The sequence below is a fragment of the Streptomyces sp. NPDC058674 genome (assembly GCF_042716505.1).
Lineage (GTDB): Bacteria > Actinomycetota > Actinomycetes > Streptomycetales > Streptomycetaceae > Streptomyces.
Window position 1 is genome coordinate 18,482 of sequence record NZ_JBHXSC010000029.1, and the last position, 19,508, is coordinate 37,989.

At 74.1% G+C, this 19,508-nt stretch carries 19 protein-coding genes; 12 read left to right on the plus strand and 7 right to left on the minus strand.

Annotated elements, in window-relative coordinates; genetic code table 11:
* Window positions 1–29: 29 nt before the first annotated feature.
* The 5 genes from ACFWU6_RS17180 to ACFWU6_RS17200 all read right to left on the minus strand — a co-directional run bounded on the left by ACFWU6_RS17180 (window position 30) and on the right by ACFWU6_RS17200 (window position 5,686).
* Window positions 30–1,910 (minus strand): galactose oxidase-like domain-containing protein, encoded by a 1,881-nt coding sequence (locus tag ACFWU6_RS17180; RefSeq protein WP_383981747.1) that lies wholly within the window; start codon window positions 1,908–1,910, stop codon window positions 30–32.
* Between the two features lie 154 nt (window positions 1,911–2,064).
* On the minus strand, window positions 2,065–3,096 hold the full coding sequence (locus tag ACFWU6_RS17185) for a LacI family DNA-binding transcriptional regulator (protein ID WP_383808981.1): 1,032 nt from the start codon (window positions 3,094–3,096) through the stop codon (window positions 2,065–2,067).
* Window positions 3,097–3,188: 92 nt separating this feature from the next.
* Window positions 3,189–3,725 carry a DoxX family membrane protein gene (locus ACFWU6_RS17190; RefSeq protein ID WP_383808979.1) on the minus strand — a complete coding sequence of 179 codons (537 nt, stop codon included), beginning with the start codon at window positions 3,723–3,725 and terminating at the stop codon, window positions 3,189–3,191.
* Between the two features lie 165 nt (window positions 3,726–3,890).
* Window positions 3,891–5,210 carry an aldehyde dehydrogenase family protein gene (locus ACFWU6_RS17195; protein ID WP_383808976.1) on the minus strand — a complete coding sequence of 440 codons (1,320 nt, stop codon included), beginning with the start codon at window positions 5,208–5,210 and terminating at the stop codon, window positions 3,891–3,893.
* Window positions 5,211–5,278: 68 nt separating this feature from the next.
* Window positions 5,279–5,686, minus strand: a complete 408-nt coding sequence (locus ACFWU6_RS17200; protein ID WP_383809011.1) for a MarR family winged helix-turn-helix transcriptional regulator — start codon at window positions 5,684–5,686, stop codon at window positions 5,279–5,281.
* 365 nt (window positions 5,687–6,051) lie between these two features.
* On the opposite strand from ACFWU6_RS17200, the gene ACFWU6_RS17205 reads away from it, so the two are divergent.
* The 6 genes from ACFWU6_RS17205 to ACFWU6_RS17230 all read left to right on the plus strand — a co-directional run bounded on the left by ACFWU6_RS17205 (window position 6,052) and on the right by ACFWU6_RS17230 (window position 11,999).
* Window positions 6,052–7,053 (plus strand): hypothetical protein, encoded by a 1,002-nt coding sequence (locus ACFWU6_RS17205; RefSeq protein WP_383981779.1) that lies wholly within the window; start codon window positions 6,052–6,054, stop codon window positions 7,051–7,053.
* Between the two features lie 165 nt (window positions 7,054–7,218).
* Window positions 7,219–8,265 (plus strand): fatty acid desaturase family protein, encoded by a 1,047-nt coding sequence (locus tag ACFWU6_RS17210; RefSeq protein ID WP_383981749.1) that lies wholly within the window; start codon window positions 7,219–7,221, stop codon window positions 8,263–8,265.
* Between the two features lie 107 nt (window positions 8,266–8,372).
* Entirely contained in the window at window positions 8,373–9,374 is a 1,002-nt protein-coding gene (locus tag ACFWU6_RS17215; RefSeq protein ID WP_383981751.1) for a magnesium and cobalt transport protein CorA, read from the plus strand.
* Window positions 9,375–9,468: 94 nt separating this feature from the next.
* Window positions 9,469–9,687 carry a hypothetical protein gene (locus tag ACFWU6_RS17220; RefSeq protein ID WP_383808967.1) on the plus strand — a complete coding sequence of 73 codons (219 nt, stop codon included), beginning with the start codon at window positions 9,469–9,471 and terminating at the stop codon, window positions 9,685–9,687.
* Between the two features lie 277 nt (window positions 9,688–9,964).
* Window positions 9,965–10,417 (plus strand): SRPBCC family protein, encoded by a 453-nt coding sequence (locus ACFWU6_RS17225; RefSeq protein ID WP_383808964.1) that lies wholly within the window; start codon window positions 9,965–9,967, stop codon window positions 10,415–10,417.
* Window positions 10,410–11,999, plus strand: a complete 1,590-nt coding sequence (locus tag ACFWU6_RS17230) for a phytoene desaturase family protein (RefSeq protein WP_383981753.1) — start codon at window positions 10,410–10,412, stop codon at window positions 11,997–11,999. Before ACFWU6_RS17225 ends, ACFWU6_RS17230 begins: the two co-directional genes overlap by 8 nt.
* Window positions 12,000–12,155: 156 nt before the next feature.
* On the opposite strand, the gene ACFWU6_RS17235 is transcribed toward ACFWU6_RS17230, so the two are convergent.
* Window positions 12,156–12,374: a hypothetical protein gene (locus tag ACFWU6_RS17235; protein WP_383808958.1), complete on the minus strand. Its 219-nt coding sequence runs from the start codon at window positions 12,372–12,374 to the stop codon at window positions 12,156–12,158.
* 455 nt (window positions 12,375–12,829) lie between these two features.
* Here ACFWU6_RS17235 and ACFWU6_RS17240 point away from each other — a divergent pair, with 455 nt between their 5' ends.
* Window positions 12,830–13,150: an acyl-CoA carboxylase epsilon subunit gene (locus ACFWU6_RS17240; protein ID WP_383981755.1), complete on the plus strand. Its 321-nt coding sequence runs from the start codon at window positions 12,830–12,832 to the stop codon at window positions 13,148–13,150.
* Between the two features lie 50 nt (window positions 13,151–13,200).
* Here ACFWU6_RS17240 and ACFWU6_RS17245 read toward each other — a convergent pair whose 3' ends face one another.
* Window positions 13,201–14,832 (minus strand): FAD-dependent oxidoreductase, encoded by a 1,632-nt coding sequence (locus ACFWU6_RS17245; RefSeq protein WP_383981757.1) that lies wholly within the window; start codon window positions 14,830–14,832, stop codon window positions 13,201–13,203.
* 277 nt (window positions 14,833–15,109) lie between these two features.
* Here ACFWU6_RS17245 and ACFWU6_RS17250 point away from each other — a divergent pair, with 277 nt between their 5' ends.
* The 5 genes from ACFWU6_RS17250 to ACFWU6_RS17270 all read left to right on the plus strand — a co-directional run bounded on the left by ACFWU6_RS17250 (window position 15,110) and on the right by ACFWU6_RS17270 (window position 19,508).
* Entirely contained in the window at window positions 15,110–16,204 is a 1,095-nt protein-coding gene (locus ACFWU6_RS17250; RefSeq protein ID WP_383808949.1) for a SchA/CurD-like domain-containing protein, read from the plus strand.
* A gap of 61 nt (window positions 16,205–16,265) precedes the next feature.
* A complete protein-coding gene (locus tag ACFWU6_RS17255) occupies window positions 16,266–16,709 on the plus strand; it encodes a cupin domain-containing protein (RefSeq protein ID WP_383808946.1) in 444 nt (147 codons plus the stop codon).
* A complete protein-coding gene (locus ACFWU6_RS17260) occupies window positions 16,706–17,977 on the plus strand; it encodes a beta-ketoacyl-[acyl-carrier-protein] synthase family protein (protein ID WP_383808944.1) in 1,272 nt (423 codons plus the stop codon). Before ACFWU6_RS17255 ends, ACFWU6_RS17260 begins: the two co-directional genes overlap by 4 nt.
* Window positions 17,974–19,212, plus strand: coding sequence for a beta-ketoacyl synthase N-terminal-like domain-containing protein (locus ACFWU6_RS17265; RefSeq protein WP_383981759.1), 1,239 nt, complete (start codon window positions 17,974–17,976; stop codon window positions 19,210–19,212). The genes ACFWU6_RS17260 and ACFWU6_RS17265 overlap by 4 nt, the downstream gene beginning before the upstream one ends.
* A gap of 41 nt (window positions 19,213–19,253) precedes the next feature.
* Window positions 19,254–19,508, plus strand: a complete 255-nt coding sequence (locus ACFWU6_RS17270; RefSeq protein WP_383808938.1) for an acyl carrier protein — start codon at window positions 19,254–19,256, stop codon at window positions 19,506–19,508.

Sequence of the window (19,508 nt, forward strand, 5' to 3'; positions counted from 1 at the left end):
ACCTGGGCCGCCGGCCAGTCGTGCTCCGGTCAGAGGCCGAGCTTCACCCACTTCGCCGCGCTCGGCACCCCCTTCGCGTCGAGCAGGAACAGCATGTAGTACCCGGGCGGCGCGTCGGCCGCCGTCGGCGGGGTTCTGAGCCCGATCACCCGGCCCCGGGCGCCGGTCATCCGGAGCTCCAGGTGGCGCTGGCTGGTGTTCACCGAGTGCGTCACCGTCGACGGCGCCAGCAGCACCGCCCGCTTCACGTCGGCCGGGGTGGAGCTGGTGACCTCGAAGGCCTCGTCGTGGCCGAGCTCGCCCGCCGGGACCCGGTCCAGGGCCGGCCGGTCGCCCCGGTGCAGGTAGGGAGGTTCGTACAGCTCGATGCTGCCGTCCATCGCGTCGTCGATGTCCGGGTCGTTGGCGATCTGCTGGAGCTCGTCGCCGGTGACCATCACCCGGCCGTCCGGCAGCACCAGGGCGTTCGAGTGGTAGCCGCGCGGCAGCCGCTGCGCGGGGCCGAGCCGCCAGTGGCCGCGCGCGTCCCGCAGCTCGACCTGCCGGTACTTCGGGTCCGCCCGGGGGTTGAAGGGGCCGTGTCCGTAGTCCCGGGTGTCGAGCGCCCCGTTGACGGTGAGCAGCGTGCCGTCCGGCAGGATCAGGGTGTCGTCCTGGGTGCGGCCGAAGGCCCTGGGCTCCTCGGTGGTCCAGCGCCCGCCGGACAGCCGGTACGTCGACGGGTCGCGCGGGTCGCCCCCGAGGACCAGGACGGAGTCCGGGCCGCGGTACCCGGCGGGCAGCGGCACGGCAGAGCCGTAACCCCGGAAGTCGGCCGGCCGCCGGGGCAGGTCGGTGCGGACCTCCTTGACCGGGTCGAAGAGCCACTGCTGGTCGGCGTCGCGTCCGAGGCCGTAGATCATCCCGTCCCGCAGGGAGAACAGGTGCGGGTAGTCGTTGCGGAACGGCGCGTCGGAGCGGAGCCGGTCGACGGAGAGCCCGACGGGGATGTCGAACGGGCGCCGGGGCACCGCGTGCCTCAGGGCGGGGAACCGCTCCACCACCGGAGTGGGCGTGCCCGTACCGCGCTCGGACTGGCCGGACATGATGATCTGGCGGCCGTCCGCCCCGGTCACCGCCGAGGGGTACCAGCGGCCCACGGACATGTCGCGGTTGCGGTACCAGTTCTCCGTCCACGGGTCGAAGACGAAGGAGAGTCTGGCGCCGCTGCCGCCCTTCCCGCCGACGTTCCCGCCGAAGACCCCGACCATGCCGTTGGGGAGGTAGGCGTGTCCGGCGCAGAAGAAGGGCGCCGGACGGGGGGCGTACGCGCCGTCGGGCACCAGTACGACCGGCGGGGCGACCTTCTTGAAGGCGGTGGCCCCCGTGCCCCTGGCCGGGTCCCAGAGATAGCCGCGGCCCGCGTTCGTGCGCCCGACCGTACTGGTGGGCCCCGTCTCCTTGGTGGGGTCGGCCTCCACCCGCTCGAAGGAGAAGAGCAGCACCTTGCCCGTCGGCAGCTGGGCGACGTGCACCCCGAAGTCCGGCGACGGGAAGTACTGCGCGAAGCGGCCGGACTCCGCCGCCCGGAACGCCCGGTTGGCGCTGAGCTGGGACTGTTCGTGGGCGCTCAGGCTCGCCGTCCGCTTCGACTGCGGATAGCCCTGGGTGCCCTTGACCGCCTCCCGCAGCCGCGCGTGCACCCGGGCGTGCTCCGCGCCGAGCACGGCGGCCTCGCCGGGCCCCGGTGCCGGACCGCCGTCGTGGCCGGCGGCGCCCGAGGGGACGCGGGGCACTGCGGGGACGGCGGGGACGGCGCGGGAGCCCGGCGCGGCGAAGGCCGGGGCGGGTCCCGCCGCGGTGAGGGCGAGGGCGGAGGCGATCAGCCATGCCGACACGGCGGCGGACCGGTGGGCGCGGGCGCGGGGCATGGAACTCCTCACCGCAGGAGGCCCCGGCGCCTGTCCTGCCCGGCTCCGGGCCCCTGAACATCGGGTTGACTGCGCCGATATTAGGAGAAGGCGGACCGAATGCCCGGGCGCGACTCGGCGCCGCGCGCCGTCGCCCCGACGCCCCGCCCCGGTCTCACGCCGATGCGCGGCGGATCAGGGAGGTGGGCGTCACGACCGGTCCGGGTACGGCGCGCCCGCCCCCGCCCCCGTTGGCGTTCAGGATGCCGAGCAGCAGTCGGGCCATCAGCCGCCCCATGCCCTCGATGTCCTGGCGTACGGTCGTCAGCGGCGGATCGGTCGCCTCCGCCACCGGTTCGGTGTCGTCGAAGCCGATCAGGGCCACGTCCCGAGGTACGGCGAGGCCCCGCTCCCGCAGCACCCGCAGCGCGCCCGTCGCCATCAGGTCGTTCCCCGCGAACACCGCGTCGATCCCCGCGGCGCCGTCCAGCAGCCGCTCCATGGCGAGGGCCCCGCCGGCCGCGGTGAAGTCCCCCTCGGCGACCAGCGCGGGATCGGCCTGCGGCAGCACGTCCCGGTACCCGCTCAGCCGGTCGGCCGCCGAGGTCTGGTCGAGGGGGCCGGCGATGTGCGCGATCCGCTTCCGCCCCCGGGCCAGCAGGTACCGTACGGCTTCGCGCGCGCCGCCGCGGTTGTCCGCGTCGACGTACGGCACGTCCCCGGGCCAGCCCGGCCGCCCGCCGTAGACCGTGGGCACGGCGATGCGCCGGGTGATCGCGGGCAGCGGATCGTCGGTGTGGAGGGAGAAGGCCAGCGCGCCGTCCACGTGGCCGCCGGCCAGGTAGCGCTCGATGCGGTCGTAGTCCCCCCGGTCCTCCACGAGCAGCAGCGCGAGCTGGGTGTCGTGCGCCGTCAGCTCCTTGCTGATGCCGCGGATCTGGCGGGAGAAGTAGGGGTCGGAGAAGATCCGGATCTCGGGCTCGGCGATGATCACCGCGACGGCGCCGGTGCGCCGGGTGACCAGCGTGCGGGCCGCGTGGTTGGGCACGTACCCGAGGTCCCGGATCGCGTCGCGCACCCGTCCCGCCAGAGGGGCGCGGACCCCGTCACCGCCGTTGACGACGCGTGAGGCCGTGGCCCGGGACACTCCGGCGAGGGCGGCCACCGCCTCCAGGGTGGGCCGGTTCCCCGGACGTCGTTCGGGCACGGGTGCTCCTCCTGGGTGTCCGCGGGCGCGCGCGCCCCGCCGGGCAGCAGGGTAGCCGGTACGGCCGGGGGAGCCCCGGCCGTACCGGTGGGTCACCGGTCGAGGAGGGGGCTCGCCACGGCCTTCGCGCGGGCGGCGGTGACCGCCGCGGCGGCCTCGACGGGGCGGCGGACGGCCCGCACCGGGTGCGCGTGGTCGAGCGCGTGCCGGGAGCGGTAGGCCAGCGAGGGCTTCCCGTGGGTGTCGGCGGCGGCGATGAGCAGTCCTCCCAGCAGGGAGAGGTCCGTCAGGAAGAGGGCGCGCTGCCGCGCGCGCTCCTCCTTGTCCTCCTCCGTCCAGAAGGCGTGGTCGGCGAGGGCGGTCGGCACCAGCGTGGCGGCCAGCGTCAGCGCGGCCAGGCGCGGGGCGCGGCCGGTCGCGAACAGCAGGCCCGCCCCGAGCTGGACGGCGCCGGTGGCGCGCACCAGTTGGAGCGGGTCCGCGGCCAGGGCCGGGATGCGGTCCCCGACGGCGCGGGCGACGGGTCGGGCGAGCTCCGCCACGGCTTCGGGGCGGCGCAGTGTGCGCAGTCCGCCGGAGACCAGCGGGGCGGCGAGCAGGGGACGGGCGAGCTTTCGAAGGACAGCCATGTCCTGCTGTTGCCCTGACTCGGCCCGTCCATCCCGCCCGGTTCCGACCGATCCGCCGGCGTGGGCCCGGCACCGGCCCGCGGCGGTCCCGACCCCGGCCTCGCAGACCTGACCCCGAGCGGCCGGCACCGGGCGTGGATCGGCGGGAGCCCGGAGAGGGGCCCGTCAGCCCAGCGGCTTGTCGAGCACCGCCTTGCGGTGGCTGAAGGCCTCCAGGGAGTAGCGGCCGTGGTAGCTGCCCATGCCGCTCTCGCCCACTCCGCCGAACGGCAGGTCGGAGACGGTGAGGTGGGCCACGGGCAGGCCGAAGGCCAGGCCGCCCGAGGAGGTCTCCCGGGTCAGGCGGTCGCGCGTGGTGGCGGACTCGGTGAAGGCGTACAGGGCCAGCGGCTTGTCGCGGTCGCGGATGAAGGCGATGGCCTCGTCCAGCCCGGCCACCTCCACCACGGGCAGGATCGGGCCGAAGATCTCCTCGCGCATGACGGGGGAGTCGGGTGCCACGTCGGCCAGGACGGTCGGGGCGATGTAGCGCTCGGACCGGTCGTGGCCGCCGCCGACGACGGTGCGGCCGGAGTCGAGCAGGCCCGTCAGCCGGTCGAAGTGCCGCTCGTTGACGATCCGGCCGTAGTCCGGGGAGGCCGCGGGGTCGTCGCCGTAGAGTCCGTGCAGGACGGTGGTGAGCGCTTTCTCCAGCTCCCGGGCGGTCTCGGGGTCGGTCAGCACGTAGTCGGGAGCCACGCACGTCTGGCCCGCGTTCATGAACTTGGTGGACGCGAGCCGGGCGGCCACGACGCCCAGGTCGGTGCCGCGGTCGACGAAGGCGGGCGACTTGCCGCCGAGTTCGAGCGTGACCGGGGTGAGGTTCTCGGCGGCGGCCCTCATGACGATCCGGCCGACCTGGCCGTTGCCGGTGTAGAAGATGTGGTCGAAGCGTTGGGCGAGCAGCTCGGTGGTCTCCGGCACGGCGCCCTCCACCACGGCCACCGCGTCGGTGTCCAGGTATCGCGGCAGGAGGTCGGCGACGGCGCGCGAGGTGGCGGGCGCCAGTTCGCTGGGCTTGGCCACCACGCAGTTGCCGGCGGCGAGCGCGCCGACGACCGGGGCGAGCAGCAGTTGGACGGGGTAGTTCCAGGGGGCGATGACGAGCACCACGCCGAGCGGGTCCAGCACGGTGTGGGCGACCGCGGGGTGGAGCCGCTCCGGTACGGGGGCGGACTGGGGGGCCAGCCAGCCGGCCAGGTGCTCCAGGGTGTGGTCGATCTCGCGCACGGTGAAGTCGATCTCGGTGCGGTACGCCTCCGCGCGGCTCTTGCCGAGGTCGGCGCGGAGCGCGGCGGCCAGCTCGTCGCCGCGCTCGGTCAGCAGCGTCCGCAGCGCATCGAGCTGGGCGGTGCGCCAGGACAGGGGCTTCGTGCGGCCGGTGGCGAAGGTGGCGCGCAGCCGTGCGACGACGTCTGCGGGCTGTGCCTGGGGCTGGTCCGACATGTGTTTCTCCTGGGGTCGGGCAGCGCCGGCTGCGGAGTCCGGCGCCCATTGGTCGATGTACATAGCAACTAATTGGGCGGCGGCATTCCCGGCGGCTCGGCCGTCCCGTTGTAGCGCGTGAGGTACGCGGCGAAGCGGTCCAGGTCGTCGGGGTCCCAGTCCGCGAGGCGCTCGTGGAACACCGCCCGCCGGTCGCGCGTCACCTGGGCCAGGATCGCCGCACCCGCGGCCGTGAGCTCCAGTACCTGCACCCGCTGGTCCCGCGGATCGGTGCCCCGCTCGACCAGCCCCGCCCGCTCCAGCGCGGCCACCTGGCGGCTGACCGTGGACTTGTCCAGCGCGTAGTGGTCGGCGAGGTCGCGGGCGCGGCACCCGCGCCGCTCCTCCAGGTGGCTGAGCAGGGTGAAGGAGACCAGGGAGAGCTCCGGGTGCATCCGCGCGGCGGCGGAGCGCGCCCGCCGGGCGAAGGAGGTCATCTGGTGCTGGATCGTCTCGACGGCCGCCTCCCGCCGCCCGTCGTCCGGGCGGTCCGCGCCGGTCGTGTCCGTGGCCACGGTGGCTCCTCTCGCCATGTAGTTGTATGGTACAACTCAATAGGAAGTTGTATATGCCAACCATGTGTGGGTGTACGCCGCCGTGCGGCCCGCGCCGACACCGGAGGTCCACTCGCATGTCCGGTCACGCACCCGGTCGCACCCCCGCTCACCCGCCCGTCCGCCATCACGCCGCGGGGCACGCCCCCCGTGAGCCGCGGATCGCATCCGGCCCGGCCGCCGCCGGCGGGCGCCCGCGCGATCCCGCGCTGCGCCACGTACTCACCCACCTGCTGACTCCGCTGCTGATGTGTCTCGGCATGGGACTCGCCTACATGGGCGCCTTCGTCCAGCCGGAGCCCCACCACCTGCCGGTCGCCGTGGTGGGCGAGGGCCCCCGGGCCATGGTCTTCGCCCAGACGGTCGAGGACGAGGCCGGCGGGGCACTGGACGTACGCACACTCGGCGACCGCGCCGAAGCCGTCGACGCGCTGCGGCACCGCCGCATCACGGGCGCCTACGTGCTCAACGACACCGCGCCGGAACTGCTGGTCGCCACCGCCGCCTCCGACACGGGCGCCACCGTGGCGGAGAAGGTCTTCACCCCGGTCGCCGCCCGGCAGGGCGCTCCGCTCGAGGTCACCGATGTCGTGCCCACCGTCGCCGACGACCCCGCCGGCCAGGGGTTGTTCTTCCTGCTCGTGGCGGTCAGCATCGGCTCGTACGCGTCGGTGGCCGTTCTCGGCGGCGCGGGAGCCGCGCTGCGCATGCGCGGCCGCGCCCTGCTGGTGGTCGGCGTCTCGGGCGCCGTCAGCGCCATCGGCGCCCTGCTCGCCGGGCCCGTCTTCCACCTCGCCCACCACGGCCTCACCGGGGTCTGGGGCCTGAGCTGGCTCTACTCCGCCGGCATCCTCTTCACAGGGGTGGGTCTGCACACCTTCCTCAAGCGCTGGACGACGCTGGCCATGATGGTGCTCTTCGTGATGCTCAACTTCACCAGCTCGGGCGGACTGTTCCGCCCCGAGCTCCAGGACGGCTTCTTCGGCGCCCTGCACGCCTTCTGGAACGGCGCCGGATACGTCGAGGGGCTGCGCAGCCTCCTCTACTTCGGCCACGACGGCCTCTCCCACCAGGTGTGGACCCTCGTCCTGTGGCTGGTCCTCGGCCTGCTGCTCACCGCCGCGGCCGCGCTCGTCGAACACCGTCGCGCCGCCGTGCAGCCGCCCTCCGCACCGCACCCGGCCGACCCGCGACGCGTGAAGAAAGAGGAGGAGACGGAGGAGGAGATGGAGGAAGCGGTCGGCGTCTGACCGGTCGGAAGCCGCGTCCGGGCCGCGGCGGCTTCGCAACCCGTCGGTGCGGCCGCACGTCACTTCCGTCATTCCGGGTAGGCGCAGTACGAGGCGGGCGCCGGCCCTCCGCCGAGCAGCCGGGCCCCGGTCGCGGCCCGACACCTACGGAAAGTGACTTCGGACATGAATTCCCAGCAGACGGTGCGCCCCCCGCCCGGAGAGCCGGAGACGGGGAGCGACTTCGCCCGCCTCTCCAAGAAGATCCAGGCCGCCGGGCTCATGGCTCGCCGCCCCGGCTACTACGCGCTCCGCATCGCGCTCGTGACGGCCCTGTACGCCGCCGGCTGGACCGCCTTCGTGCTGATCGGCGACAGCTGGTGGACGCTGGCGGCCGCGGGCTTCCTCGCCGTCGTCTTCGGGCAGGTCGCCCTCCTGGCGCACGACATCGCGCACCGCCAGGTCTTCCGCCTGCGCCGGGCCAGCGAACTGTCCGGGCGCATCGCCGGCAACCTCGGCATCGGCATGGGGTACGGCTGGTGGCAGGACAAGCACACCCGCCACCACGCCAATCCCAACCACGAGGAGCTCGATCCCGATCTCGATCCGGACATCTTCGTCTGGACCCAGGGCCAGGCCCGGGCCGCCAGGGGACTGCCCCGGCTCCTCGGCCGCTCCCAGGCGTTCCTCTTCTTCCCCCTCCTCACCCTGGAGGGCTTCAACCTGCACGTGTCCGGGATGCGCTCGCTGTTCGGCGGCACGCTCAAGAACCGCGGGTGGGAGGCAGCCCTCCTGGTCGCGCACACGGGCGCCTACCTCGGCGCGCTGTTCCTGGTGCTGCCCCCCGGGAAGGCGGTCGCCTTCCTCTTCGTCCACCAGTGCCTCTTCGGCGTCTACCTCGGCTCGATCTTCGCCCCGAACCACAAGGGCATGCCGGTCCTGCGGGGCGCGGACCGGCCGGACTTCCTGCGCCGCCAGGTGCTGACCTCGCGCGACGTGCGCGGAGGCCGGTTCACCGACCTGGTGCTCGGCGGTCTGAACTACCAGATCGAGCACCACCTCTTCCCGAGCATGCCCAGCCCGCACCTGCGCCGGGCCCAGGCCATCGTCCGCAGCCACTGCCGTGAGCTGGGCGTCAGCTACCTGGAGACCAGCCTGATCGGTTCCTACCGGCAGACCCTGGCCAGCCTCCACGCGGCGGGAGCGCCGCTGCGCCAGGCCCGCACCGCCTGACCGGCCGGCCCGGCGGGCCCGCACGGGACGGCGGTCCCCGGGCCGGGGTGTGAGCAGGCCCACCCCCCGGCCCGCATGAACGCGCCGCGCCGAAGCATGAGCGTGACATGGAATGTGTGATGTACGAGGAGCGCTCGGGCGCCGCGGAGACGGTGGAGTGCGGTCTCGGCGACGAGGCGTGCAGGGTGGTCCTGAAGCGGTTGCGGGACCTCGGCGAGGGCGAGTTCGGCTGGATCCGGCTGGTCGATCCGCAGGAGTCCGAGCTGGCGGAACTCGCGGCGGAGCTGGGCCTGCACCCGCTGGCGGTGGAGGACGCGGTGCAGGCGCACCAGCGTCCCAAGCGCGAGCGGTTCGGCGACGTCCTCGCCGTCGCCCTCAAGACGCTCTGGTACGTCGAAGACGAGACCGCGGTGGAGACCGGCGAGATGATGCTCTTCGTCGGCCCCCGGTACGTCCTCACCGTCCGCCACGGGGACGTCGACCCCGCCGCCGAGGCCGCCCGCAGACTGGACGCCGACCCGGCCCTGCTGCGCTTCGGGCCGCTCGCCGTGCTGCACGCGGTCCTGGACGTGGCCGTCGACGCCTACAGCGACGCCGCCGAACGCGTCCGCGCCGAGCTGGTCGGACTGGAGGACCGGGTGTTCTCCACGTCCCGCGTGGACCACACCGAGGACATCTACTCCCTCAAGCGCGAGGTGCGCGAATTCCGCGACGCGGTCCAGCCCCTCGTCCCCGTGCTGCACAGTCTCCTACGGGGCCTCGGCGAGGAAGGAGAGGACCTCTCACCGAGGGTCCTGCCGTACTTCCGCGACGTGGCCGACCACCTCCACCGCACCGACACCGAGGTGCGCACCCTCGACGAGCTGCTGAATTCGGTGCTCGACGCCCAGCAGGCCCGCGTGGGCACCTGGCAGAACGACGACATGCGGCGCATCTCGGCCTGGGCGGCGATCTTCGCGGTCCCCACCATGGTCGCCGGCGTCTACGGAATGAACTTCGAGCACATGCCGGAGCTCGGCTGGAGCTACGGCTACCCGCTGGCCGTCGGCATCATGGCGGCAGCGTCGGGCGCCCTCTACCGGGCGTTCCGCCGCAACGGATGGCTCTGAGCCGGCACGCGTCGGCCGGAGCGCCGGGGGCGAACGTCTGAGGGGCACGGGACGGGGTAGTCGCCGGAGGACCGCACCACCGAGGGAGACCACCATGACCGACCAGGAGAAGCCGCGGAAGCACCCGCGGACCACCCCGTCCGAGGCAGAGGGCGAGAGCGGCGACCGCGAGGCCAGGAAGCAGGCGGACGAAGCCGTGGCGCACGGACCGGGCGGGAGCGAAGCGGATGCCGGGGGCCACTCGGCCAAGCGGCAGCGCCCCGGTCTCGGCCGTGAGGAGCAGGACAGCCCTGACACCTCCGAAGCTCCCTGACCACGGTGTGAAACCGGTGGGCCGCCCCCGCGTCCGGGGCGCGGCCCACCGGCGCGCCGCCCGTGCCGGGGCGCGGAGCCGTACCGTCCGGTCGTGGCGCCGGGACCGAGATGGGGACCAGGACGATCCGCTCCGGAGACCGTCCGGGTCCCGTCTCCCCGGCCGCGCGAGCCGGTACGGGTGAGATGCGAGGTTCCGCGGGTACCCGCACCATGACCGTGACATCCCGGTGGCACCAGCAGGAGCAACCCTCCGTCCCGGCAGAAGGGCTCATCCCATGGCCGTCCGTCATCAGCTGATCCGACGCCCCCCGCAAGCGGTCTGGGCGGTGCTCGCCGACCCCACCCGGTACGGCGAGTGGGTGGTGGGCCCCTCCACGTCCGCGCCCCTCGACCGGGACTGGCCCGAGGTCGGGTCCCGGCTGCGGTACACCGTACGCCTGGGTCCGTGGTCGGCCGAGGGGGTGACGACGGTGCGCCACCGGGAAACCGGCCGGGAGCTGGAGCTGGAGGCGTCGGCCAAGGCGCTGGGCACGGCGAGGATCTTCCTGCAGCTCCGTCCCTGGGGCGAGGAGACCCTCGTGATCTGCGACGAGCACCCGCTGCGCGGCCTCGGCGGCGCCCTGCACAACTCCGTCAGCGAAGCGCTGCTCCAACTGCGGCACCGCGGCATGCTGGCCCGCCTGGCCGAGGTCGTGGAGCGGGACCGCACCGAAGCCCGCCATGCCTGACGCGGTGGTGATCGGCGCGGGCCCGAACGGCCTCGTGGCCGCGAACCTGCTGGCCGACGCGGGCTGGAGCGTGGAGGTACTGGAAGCGCAGCCGGAGCCGGGAGGCGCCGTCCGCAGCGACCGCGGCGTCCACCCCGACCACGTCTCAGACCTGTTCAGCTCCTTCTATCCGCTGGCCGCCGCCTCCCCGGTCCTCGCCCGCCTCGACCTCGCCGCGGAGGGCCTGCGGTGGAGCCACGCCCCGTCCGTACTGGCCCATCCCCTGCGTGACGGACGGTGCGCCGTGCTGCACCGCCGCGCCCAGGAGACCTCGGCCGGGCTGGCCGAGTTCGCGCCGGCCGACGCGGACGCCTGGCAGGCCCTGTACGAGGTGTGGACGCGGGTGGGCCCCGACGTGGTCCAGGCCCTCTTCACCCCCTTCCCGCCGGTCCGCTCCGGACTGCGCCTGGCCGCCCGGCTCCGGGCCGCCGGCGGGTTGCGGCTGGCCCGCGACCTGGCCCTTCCGGTGCGCCGCCTGGGCGAGGAGCAGTTCGCCGGAGAGGGCGGCCGGCTCCTGCTGGCCGGCAACGCCCTGCACGCCGACCTGTCCCCGGAGGCCGCGGGCAGCGGCGGCTTCGGCTGGCTGATGTCGATGCTGGGACAGAGCCACGGCTTCCCGGTGCCCGTCGGCGGGGCGGGCGCGCTCACCGCCGCGCTCGTGAGCCGCCTGCGGCGCCGCGGCGGCGTGCTGCGGTGCGGGGAGCGGGTCGCCTCCGTCGTCGTACGGGGCGGCCGGGCCGTGGGCGTCAGGACGGCCGGCGGGGAGGGCGTCGACGCACGGCGGGCCGTGCTGGCCGACACCTCGGCGCCGGCCCTGTACCGCGAGCTCGTCGGCGAGGAGCACCTGCCGGCCCGCCTCCTGCGGGACCTGGAACGCTTCCAGTGGGACTTCGCCACCTTCAAGGTGGACTGGGCGCTGACCGGCCCGGTGCCGTGGACGGCGCCGCAGGCGTCCGGAGCCGGGACGGTCCACCTGGCCGACGGCGTCGACGGCCTGACCCGGTTCGCCGCGCAGATCGCCGCGGGACAGGTCCCCGACGAACCGTTCGCGCTGTTCGGCCAGATGACCACCGCGGACCCCACCCGTTCGCCCGCCGGCACGGAGTCGGCCTGGGCCTACACCCACCTCCCGCAGCGCATCACCTCCGACGCCGGCCCCGACGGCATCACCGGCCGCTGGGACACCCGGGAACAGGAAGCCATGGCCGACCGCGTCGAAGCGCAGGTGGAGCGGTACGCGCCCGGATTCCGCGCGCTGATCGGAGCCCGCCGGATTCTGGCGCCCACCACCCTCCAGGCCATGAACGAGAACCTCCACAACGGCGCCATCAACAACGGCACCACCGCCCTCCACCAGCAGACGGTCTTCCGCCCGACCCCCGGCACCGGACGGCCCGAGACCCCCGTCAAGGGCCTCTACCTCGCCTCCGCCGCCGCCCACCCGGGCGGAGGGGTCCACGGCGCGCCCGGGGCGAACGCGGCCCGCGCCGCCCTGCGCCCGCACGGGCTGCACACCCTCCTCCACCGGGCGCAACGCATCTGACCACGGGGCGCCTTCACCGTCGACGGGCAGGACGGGGAGGCGGCCGGTCCGCGGCGGATCGGGGCCGCCGGGCACCGCCCCGTCGCCCGGTCCCGGCAGGGTCCGGGAGGGCGGGAGGGGAGGGCGCGTCACCCGAGCGGCCCAACGTGCGGTGCGTCAGGCGGGAGGCCAGAGCACCTCGTCGGCTCCGGGGAGGTCGTGGACGGCCGCGGCCGTCCCCGTCAGGGGCAGCAGCCCCGCGAGGGGGCACGGCGCCGGGGTCTCGTGGTCGACCTCCCACTGCCCGGCCGCGTTGCCGCCGGCCCGGTCCGTGGTGCACACGGCGTACAGGTGACCGGAACAACCACGGCAGAGCAGGGGCTGGTAACCGCTCATGGCCGGCCCTCCTTCCGGAGCGGGGCCCCGGGGACGGCCCGGGAGGCGCAGGACGCCGCGGGGGCGGCGCGGTGGGCGGACGCGGCGCGGGCCGCCGACGGCACCGAGGGCGCGGCCGGCGCCCCGTGGGCGGACAGCCCCGAGGGCGCGGACGGATGCCCCGCCGCGGACGGATGTCCCGCCGCGGAGGGCGTCGGGTACACCCGAACGGCCCTGCGCCGGGGTGCCCGCTGGCGGGGCCGCTCCGGAGTGCCGGGTCCGGCGGGCGCTTGTAGCGTCGGTCGCGTCAGGGGTCCTGATGACCCGACAAGAATCCGCCGGCCGGTTCGCAGCAGCGGAAACCCTCCCGTCAGCGCGCCGCGCCACCCGTGCACCGCCCGCGTCAGCGCCGGGCCGGTCCGCCCCTCGCGCGGCGACCGGGCGCACGGGCAGCCCCCGTACGAGAGGCCGTGCCGATGTCGATGGATGCCGCGACCGCGCCGACAGCCCAGCCGGGCACGACAGTCCAGCCGGACCCCACGGTCCCGCCGGACCCGGCAGCCCAGCCGGGCGGGCTCGCCCCGACCGTCGCGGCGGCGAGCCTGATCCGCGTGGAGAGGGGCGTCGCCGCCCCCGAGGAACTGGCCGCCATCGCGGTCGTCGTCGCCTGCTACGCGCGCCGGACCGGCAACGGCCACGACGCGGCCGAACCGAAGGCCGCCGGTCCCGGACACCGCGGCCGCCGCGCCGCCCGCGCCGACGCCGGCTGCTGGGCAGGCTGCTGGGCCTGCCGCTGAACCCCTTCCGCCGGCCGCGCGCACGGCCGGCGGAAGGGGGGACGAGGCGCTCACGCCCGGCGCAGCACCGTCGAGAGGGTTTCGAGCAGCACCGCCCGGGGGTCGGTGACCGCCCCTTCGGAGCGCCACGCGACGAACCCGTCCGGGCGTACGAGCACCGCGCCCTCGGCGCTCATCTCGTGCACCTCGGCCCAGTCGGCGCCGCCGTCCTGGACGAGGTCCGCCCCCCGGCCGGAGCCGATCGTGTAGGCGTCCAGCCGCACCGACAGCTGACCGGCCGCCTGCGCGGCCGCCTCCTGCCAGGGCGTACCCGCGCCGCTGAGCAGGACGAAGGACCGCTCGTACAGGTCGAGCGTGGAGATCCGCTCACCCGAACGGGTCAGCCACATGTGCGGGGCCCGGGTGCCCGCGTCCCCCTTCAGCCGCAGTGCCTCCGGGATGACGGGCCGGCCGGGATCGCCGCCGACGACCGCGCCCTGCGGGTAGCAGTAGCCCATCGCCGTGGTGAGGACACCGCTGCCGGGCCCGCCGCCCATGGTGGGCGGGGGCGCGTACCCCGGATGGCTGTGCTCCGCCGAACGGGCCGACGCCCGCTCGCTCGTGGCCCGCGCCACCGGCAGCCGCTCGGCCTCGTAGGTGTCCAGCAGGCCGCGGCCGGCCGAGCCGTCGAGTACCGCGGCGATCTTCCAGGCGAGGTTGTGCCCGTCCTGGATACCGGTGTTGGAGCCGAACGCACCGGTGGGCGACATCTCGTGCGCCGCGTCGCCGGCCAGGAACACCCGGCCCGACGAGTACCGCTGCGCCACCCTTTCGGCGGCGTGCCACGGTGCCTTCCCGCCGATCTCCACGTCCAGGTCCGGTACGCCGATCGCGTTGCGGATCTGCTCCACGCACCGCTCGTCGGTGAAGTCCTCCAGGGTCTCGCCCCGGTCCGGGTGCCAGGGCGCGTGGAAGACCCAGTGCGCGTCGTTGTCCACCGGCAGCAGCGCCCCGTCCGCGCCCGGCTTCATCAGGTAGCAGATGATGAAGCGCAGATCGCCCAGGACGTCGGCGAGCCGCTCGGAGCGGAAGGTGATGCTCACGTTGTGGAACAGCTCGCCGTTCCCCGTCTGGGGGATGCGCAGGGCCTCCCGGACGGGGCTGCGCGGTCCGTCCGCGGCGATCAGGAAGTCGGCGCGCACGGTGGTGTGCTCACCCGTCTCCCGGTCCTTGACCACGGCGCTCACCCCCGTGGCGTCCTGGTCGAAGCTCATCAGCTCCGTCGAGAAGCGCACATCCGCGCCCTGCGCGCGGCTCTGCTCTGCCAGCACCGGCTCGATGTTGTTCTGACTGCACAGGCACCAGCCGGTCGGGCTGAAACGGCTCAGCGCCCCGGACGGGTCGATGGCCTTGACCAGCCACTTGTGGTCGTCACCGGTCAGCGAGTGGGTCTGCAGGATGCCCTGGTTGCCCTCCAGCACGGACGCCGCCCGGCGGATCGCGTGCTCGGCTCCCGCGGTACGGAAGAGCTCCATCGTCCGGGCGTTGATGCCCCGGCCGCGCGGGTGCGCGGAAGTACCGGAGTGCTTCTCGACCAGCAGGTGCCTCACTCCGTGGCGGCTCAGGAACAGCGAGGTGGACAGGCCCACGAGAGAGCCGCCCACGACGAGAACCGGTACGCGAACATCGGCGTTGTCTTCCATCAGCTGCGGGCTCCTGTTTTCTGTGTGGGGGAGTGGAGTCTTTATGCCCCCGATCGAAGATCAGGCCCGGTTGATTCGCCGGTTGTCACCCGCTTGATCCGGACATGTAGCGGTACGTCCCCTCCCGGATGACGATGAGCGACAGCGGCTCCCCCCGAGACGCGCCGGCCCGCCGTGCACGACCCAGGCGGCCACCGGCCCCGGGCGGACCGCCACCGGTGACGGACGAGGGGTCCGTACGCGATGGATCTCCACCCCCTCATGAAGGAGTGAGTAGATGACAACCACCCTGTCCGAACGGGTGTCGCAGTCAGCCTTCGACGGCTCCATGCTCCGGGTCGTCCTCCTGATGGACCTCCACGAGGGGACCCAGCAGCAGTTCTTCGAGGCGTACGAGAAGCTCCGCGACGACATCGCGTCCGTCCCCGGTCACATCAGCGACCAACTGTGCCAGTCCTTCGAGAACCCTTCGCAGTGGCTGATCACCAGCGAGTGGGAGAGCGCCCCGCAGTACCTCGCCTGGGTGAACAGCGAGCACCACGCCGAACAGGTGAAGCCGCTCGGCGCCTGCGCCCGCGCCATGCGCCCGCTCAAGTTCACGGTCCTGCGCGAGACCGGCCGCGGCTACGACCAGGCCGCCCGGCCGGCGGCCGCCCGGCTCCAGCACGCGCCGCGCCTCGGCGCCGGCATCGTGCGCCACGCCCTGACGTTCACCGTCAAGCCGGGTACCGAGGAGAAGGTCGCGGCCCTCCTGTCCAGCTACGCCTCACCGGCGGCCCGGGTCGACGACCACACCCGGCTCCTGCGGACGACCCTGTTCATGCACGGCAACCGCGTCGTACGGACGGTGGAGGTGCAGGGCGACCTGTTGGCGGCCCTGCGCCACGTCTCCGAGCAACCCGGGGTCCGGGCCGTCGAAGAGGCCCTCAACCCCTATCTGGAGCAGGACCGGAACCTGAACGACCCCGAGTCCGCCCGCATGTTCTTCATGCGCGCCGCCATCCCCGCGGTCCACCACGTCGCCGCCACCGGACCGGACGCCTCCGACGTGACGCGGCACGCGCTGTTCTACCCGGCCAAGCCCGGCTGCGGCCCGGCCCTGGCCCGGTTCCTCGCCCGAGAGGACGAGGCGGCGGCGCACGGCCCCGACAGCCCCGTGCGCAGCAGCATCTTCCAGCGCGACGACACCGTCGTGCGCCTGGTCGACGTGCACGGCCCCGCGGCCGCCGATCCCGAGAGGGCCTTCGGCATCCGGGACCCCCGAAAGGCGGCGGTGCTGGAGCGGCTGACGGCCGTACCCGCCGAGCGGGTCGGCGCCGCGCACCGCAGCATGAAGCTGGTCACCGACCGCCGGGCACCGGCGCAGTCCTGACCCCCCGGTCCCCCCACCCCAGCCTCGTCCAGGCTCACCACACGCCAGGAGGAATCCAGCCATGACCCATCAGCGCCCACGCATCGTGGACCTCAGCGAGACGCCGCCCAACCGCAGGCGCGGAGGCGACCTCAGGGCGGTGCTCACCCCCACCTCGGTCGGCTCCACCAGCGGCTTCATGGGACTGGCCATCATGGCCCCCGGGGAGTCCATCGCCGAGCACTACCACCCGTACTCCGAGGAGTTCGTGTACGTGGTCGCCGGCCGGCTGGAGGTGGACCTCGACGGCGAGGCGCACCCGCTCCGCACCGACCAGGGACTCCTCGTCCCGCTCAACGTGCGCCACCGCTTCCGCAACGTCGGCGACACCGAGGCCCGGATGGTCTTCCACCTCGGGCCGCTCGCCCCGCGCCCGGAACTGGGCCACGTGGACACCGAGGAGGCACCGCACCCGGAGAGCACCGCCTGGGCGCAGCCCCCGGACCGTACCGGGGTGGTCTCGTGACGCGCCGCCGGGTGGCGGTCACCGGGGTCGGCGTCGTCGCCCCCGGCGGGATCGGCGTGACGGCCTTCTGGGACCTGCTGGCCAACGGGCGTACGGCGACCCGCGGCATCACCCTCTTCGACCCGGCCGGGTTCCGCTCGCGGATAGCCGCCGAGGTCGACTTCGACCCCGCCGAACACGGGCTCACCGAGGGCGAGGCGGCCCGCGCGGACCGGTACATCCAATTCGCCCTGGTCGCCGCCCGCGAGGCGTTGCGGGACTCCGGCCTCGACCTGTCCACCGACGAGGCCTGGCGGACCGGAGTGTCCCTGGGCACCGCCGTCGGCGGCACCACCCGCCTGGAGCACGACTACGTCGCCGTCAGCCAGTCGGGTGCCTGGTGGGACGTCGACCACAAGCTCGCCAACCCCTTCCTGCATCGGGCGTTCACACCCGCCACCCTGGCCTCCGCCGTCGCGGAGGAGACGGGTGCGCGCGGCCCGGTGCAGACCGTCTCCACCGGATGCACCTCGGGGCTCGACGCCATCGGGTACGCGGTCCACTCCATCGAGGAGGGCCGGATGGACGTCTGCATCGCCGGCGCCTCCGATTCACCCGTCTCGCCCATCACGGTGGCCTGCTTCGACGCCATCAAGGCGACCTCCCCGAACAACGACGACCCGGCCCACGCGTCGCGGCCCTTCGACGCCGACCGCAACGGCTTCGTCCTCGGCGAGGGCGGCGCCGTCCTCGTCCTGGAGGAGCTGGAGCACGCCCGGGCCCGCGGGGCGACCGTGTACTGCGAGATCAACGGCTACGCCACCTTCGGCAACGCCCACCACATGACCGGACTGACCGCCGAGGGGCTGGAGATGGCCCGGGCCATCGAAACGGCCCTGGCCCAGGCCCGGATATCCCCGACGGACCTCGACTACGTCAACGCGCACGGCTCCGGGACCAAGCAGAACGACCGCCACGAGACGGCGGCCGTCAAGCGGGTCCTGGGCGACCACGCGTACAAGACGCCGATGACCTCCATCAAGTCGATGGTGGGGCACTCCCTCGGCGCCATCGGCGCGATCGAGCTCGCCGCCTGCGTCCTGGCCATGACCCACCAGGTGGTCCCGCCGACGGCGAACTACGAGACGCCCGACCCGGAGTGCGATCTCGACTACGTGCCCCGCACCGCCCGCAGCCGGAAGCTGCGCAGCGTGCTCTCGGTCGGCAGCGGCTTCGGCGGATTCCAGTCCGCCGTCGTCATGACCCGGTCGAAGGAGGAGGTCTCGTGAGCAGCCGCACGGTCATCACCGGCATCGGAGTCGTCGCGCCCAACGGCGTCGGCACCGACGCCTTCTGGAAGGCCACCCAGTCCGGCATCAGCGTGCTGGACCGCGTCACCCGGCCCGGGTGCGAGCACCTGCCGCTGCGCGTCGCGGGCGAGGTACGGGGCTTCGACCCCGGTGCAATGGTCGAGGACCGCTTCCTCGTGCAGACGGACCGGTTCACCCACCACGCGCTCGCCGCGGCCGACCTGGCCCTGGAGGACGCCCGGCTCGGCCGCGCGGACTACGAGGGCGAGCCGTTCTCCGTGGGCGTCGTCACCGCCGCCGGGTCCGGCGGCGGCGAGTTCGGCCAGCGCGAGCTGCAGCGGCTCTGGGAGCAGGGCCCCCGCTTCGTCGGCCCGTACCAGTCGATCGCCTGGTTCTACGCCGCCAGCACCGGCCAGATCTCCATCCGCCGCGGCCTCAAGGGGCCCTGCGGAGTCGTCGCCAGCGACGAGGCCGGCTCCCTCGACGCCTTCGCGCACGCCACCCGGGCGATCCGCCGCGGCAGCCGGGCGATGCTGGCCGGCGCGACGGAGGCGCCCCTCGCGCCGTACTCCATCGTCTGCCAGCTGGAGTACGAGGGACTGAGCACCAGCGACGACCCCGAGCGCGCCTACCGGCCGTTCACCCCCAGCGCCTGCGGGTTCGTACCCGCCGAGGGCGGCGCGATGTTCCTCGTCGAGGACGAGGAGGCGGCGCTGGCCCGCGGAGCCACCGTACGCGCCGTTCTGGCCGGCCACGCCGCCACCTTCACCGGCACCCGGCGGCCCGACGCGGCCGGGGAGGGCCTCGCCCGCGCGATCCGGGGCGCACTGCGCGAGGCCGGCTGCGCACCCCAGGAGGTCGACGTGGTCTTCGCGGACGCCCTGGGCACGCCGGAGGCCGACGCGGCCGAGGCGGCGGCCCTCGCCGACGTCCTCGGCGCACACGCGCGCAGGGTGCCGGTCACGGCGCCCAAGACCGGTACCGGCAGGGCGTACTGCGCGGCCCCCGCCCTCGACACCGCCGCCGCGGTCCTGGCACTGGAGCACGGCATCGTCCCGCCGACTCCGAACGTCTTCGACGTGTGCCACGACCTCGACGTGGTGACGGGCAACGCCCGTCCCGCGGAACTGCGCACCGCGCTCGTCCTCAGCCGCGGCCGCATGGGCTCGAACTCCGCGCTCGTCCTGCGCAGGGGGTCCTCGGAGCCCCGGTAGCAGAGCAGCCGCAGTCCCCTCACAGGAAGAGAGACGCCACCATGTCCGACCGACTGACGATGGAGGAGCTGGCCGTCCTCATGAAGACCGCCGGCATCACCGTCGACCCCGCCGAGATGGCGAGCCGTCCCGACTCCCCCTTCGAGTCGTACGGACTCGACTCGCTGGGTCTGCTCGGGATCGTCGGCGAGCTGGAGAACCGGCGCGGACGGGCGCTCCCCAGCGACGCCGACCGCTGCAAGACCCCCGGCGAGTTCCTCGACCTCGTCAACAACAGCCTGATGACAGGAGCATGA

Bases quoted from the DNA above. Each gene is read 5' to 3' on its own strand.
- ACFWU6_RS17235 (WP_383808958.1), bottom strand. From the start codon at position 12,374: ATGAGCGGTTACCAGCCCCTGCTCTGCCGTGGTTGTTCCGGTCACCTG.
- ACFWU6_RS17205 (WP_383981779.1), top strand. From the start codon at position 6,052: ATGTGTCTCGGCATGGGACTCGCCTACATGGGCGCCTTCGTCCAGCCG.
- ACFWU6_RS17195 (WP_383808976.1), bottom strand. From the start codon at position 5,210: ATGTCGGACCAGCCCCAGGCACAGCCCGCAGACGTCGTCGCACGGCTG.
- ACFWU6_RS17255 (WP_383808946.1), top strand. From the start codon at position 16,266: ATGACCCATCAGCGCCCACGCATCGTGGACCTCAGCGAGACGCCGCCC.
- ACFWU6_RS17270 (WP_383808938.1), top strand. From the start codon at position 19,254: ATGTCCGACCGACTGACGATGGAGGAGCTGGCCGTCCTCATGAAGACC.
- ACFWU6_RS17200 (WP_383809011.1), bottom strand. From the start codon at position 5,686: ATGACCTCCTTCGCCCGGCGGGCGCGCTCCGCCGCCGCGCGGATGCAC.
- ACFWU6_RS17225 (WP_383808964.1), top strand. From the start codon at position 9,965: ATGGCCGTCCGTCATCAGCTGATCCGACGCCCCCCGCAAGCGGTCTGG.
- ACFWU6_RS17245 (WP_383981757.1), bottom strand. From the start codon at position 14,832: ATGGAAGACAACGCCGATGTTCGCGTACCGGTTCTCGTCGTGGGCGGC.
- ACFWU6_RS17180 (WP_383981747.1), bottom strand. From the start codon at position 1,910: ATGCCCCGCGCCCGCGCCCACCGGTCCGCCGCCGTGTCGGCATGGCTG.
- ACFWU6_RS17190 (WP_383808979.1), bottom strand. From the start codon at position 3,725: ATGGCTGTCCTTCGAAAGCTCGCCCGTCCCCTGCTCGCCGCCCCGCTG.
- ACFWU6_RS17250 (WP_383808949.1), top strand. From the start codon at position 15,110: ATGACAACCACCCTGTCCGAACGGGTGTCGCAGTCAGCCTTCGACGGC.
- ACFWU6_RS17230 (WP_383981753.1), top strand. From the start codon at position 10,410: ATGCCTGACGCGGTGGTGATCGGCGCGGGCCCGAACGGCCTCGTGGCC.
- ACFWU6_RS17220 (WP_383808967.1), top strand. From the start codon at position 9,469: ATGACCGACCAGGAGAAGCCGCGGAAGCACCCGCGGACCACCCCGTCC.
- ACFWU6_RS17215 (WP_383981751.1), top strand. From the start codon at position 8,373: ATGGAATGTGTGATGTACGAGGAGCGCTCGGGCGCCGCGGAGACGGTG.
- ACFWU6_RS17210 (WP_383981749.1), top strand. From the start codon at position 7,219: ATGAATTCCCAGCAGACGGTGCGCCCCCCGCCCGGAGAGCCGGAGACG.
- ACFWU6_RS17240 (WP_383981755.1), top strand. From the start codon at position 12,830: ATGTCGATGGATGCCGCGACCGCGCCGACAGCCCAGCCGGGCACGACA.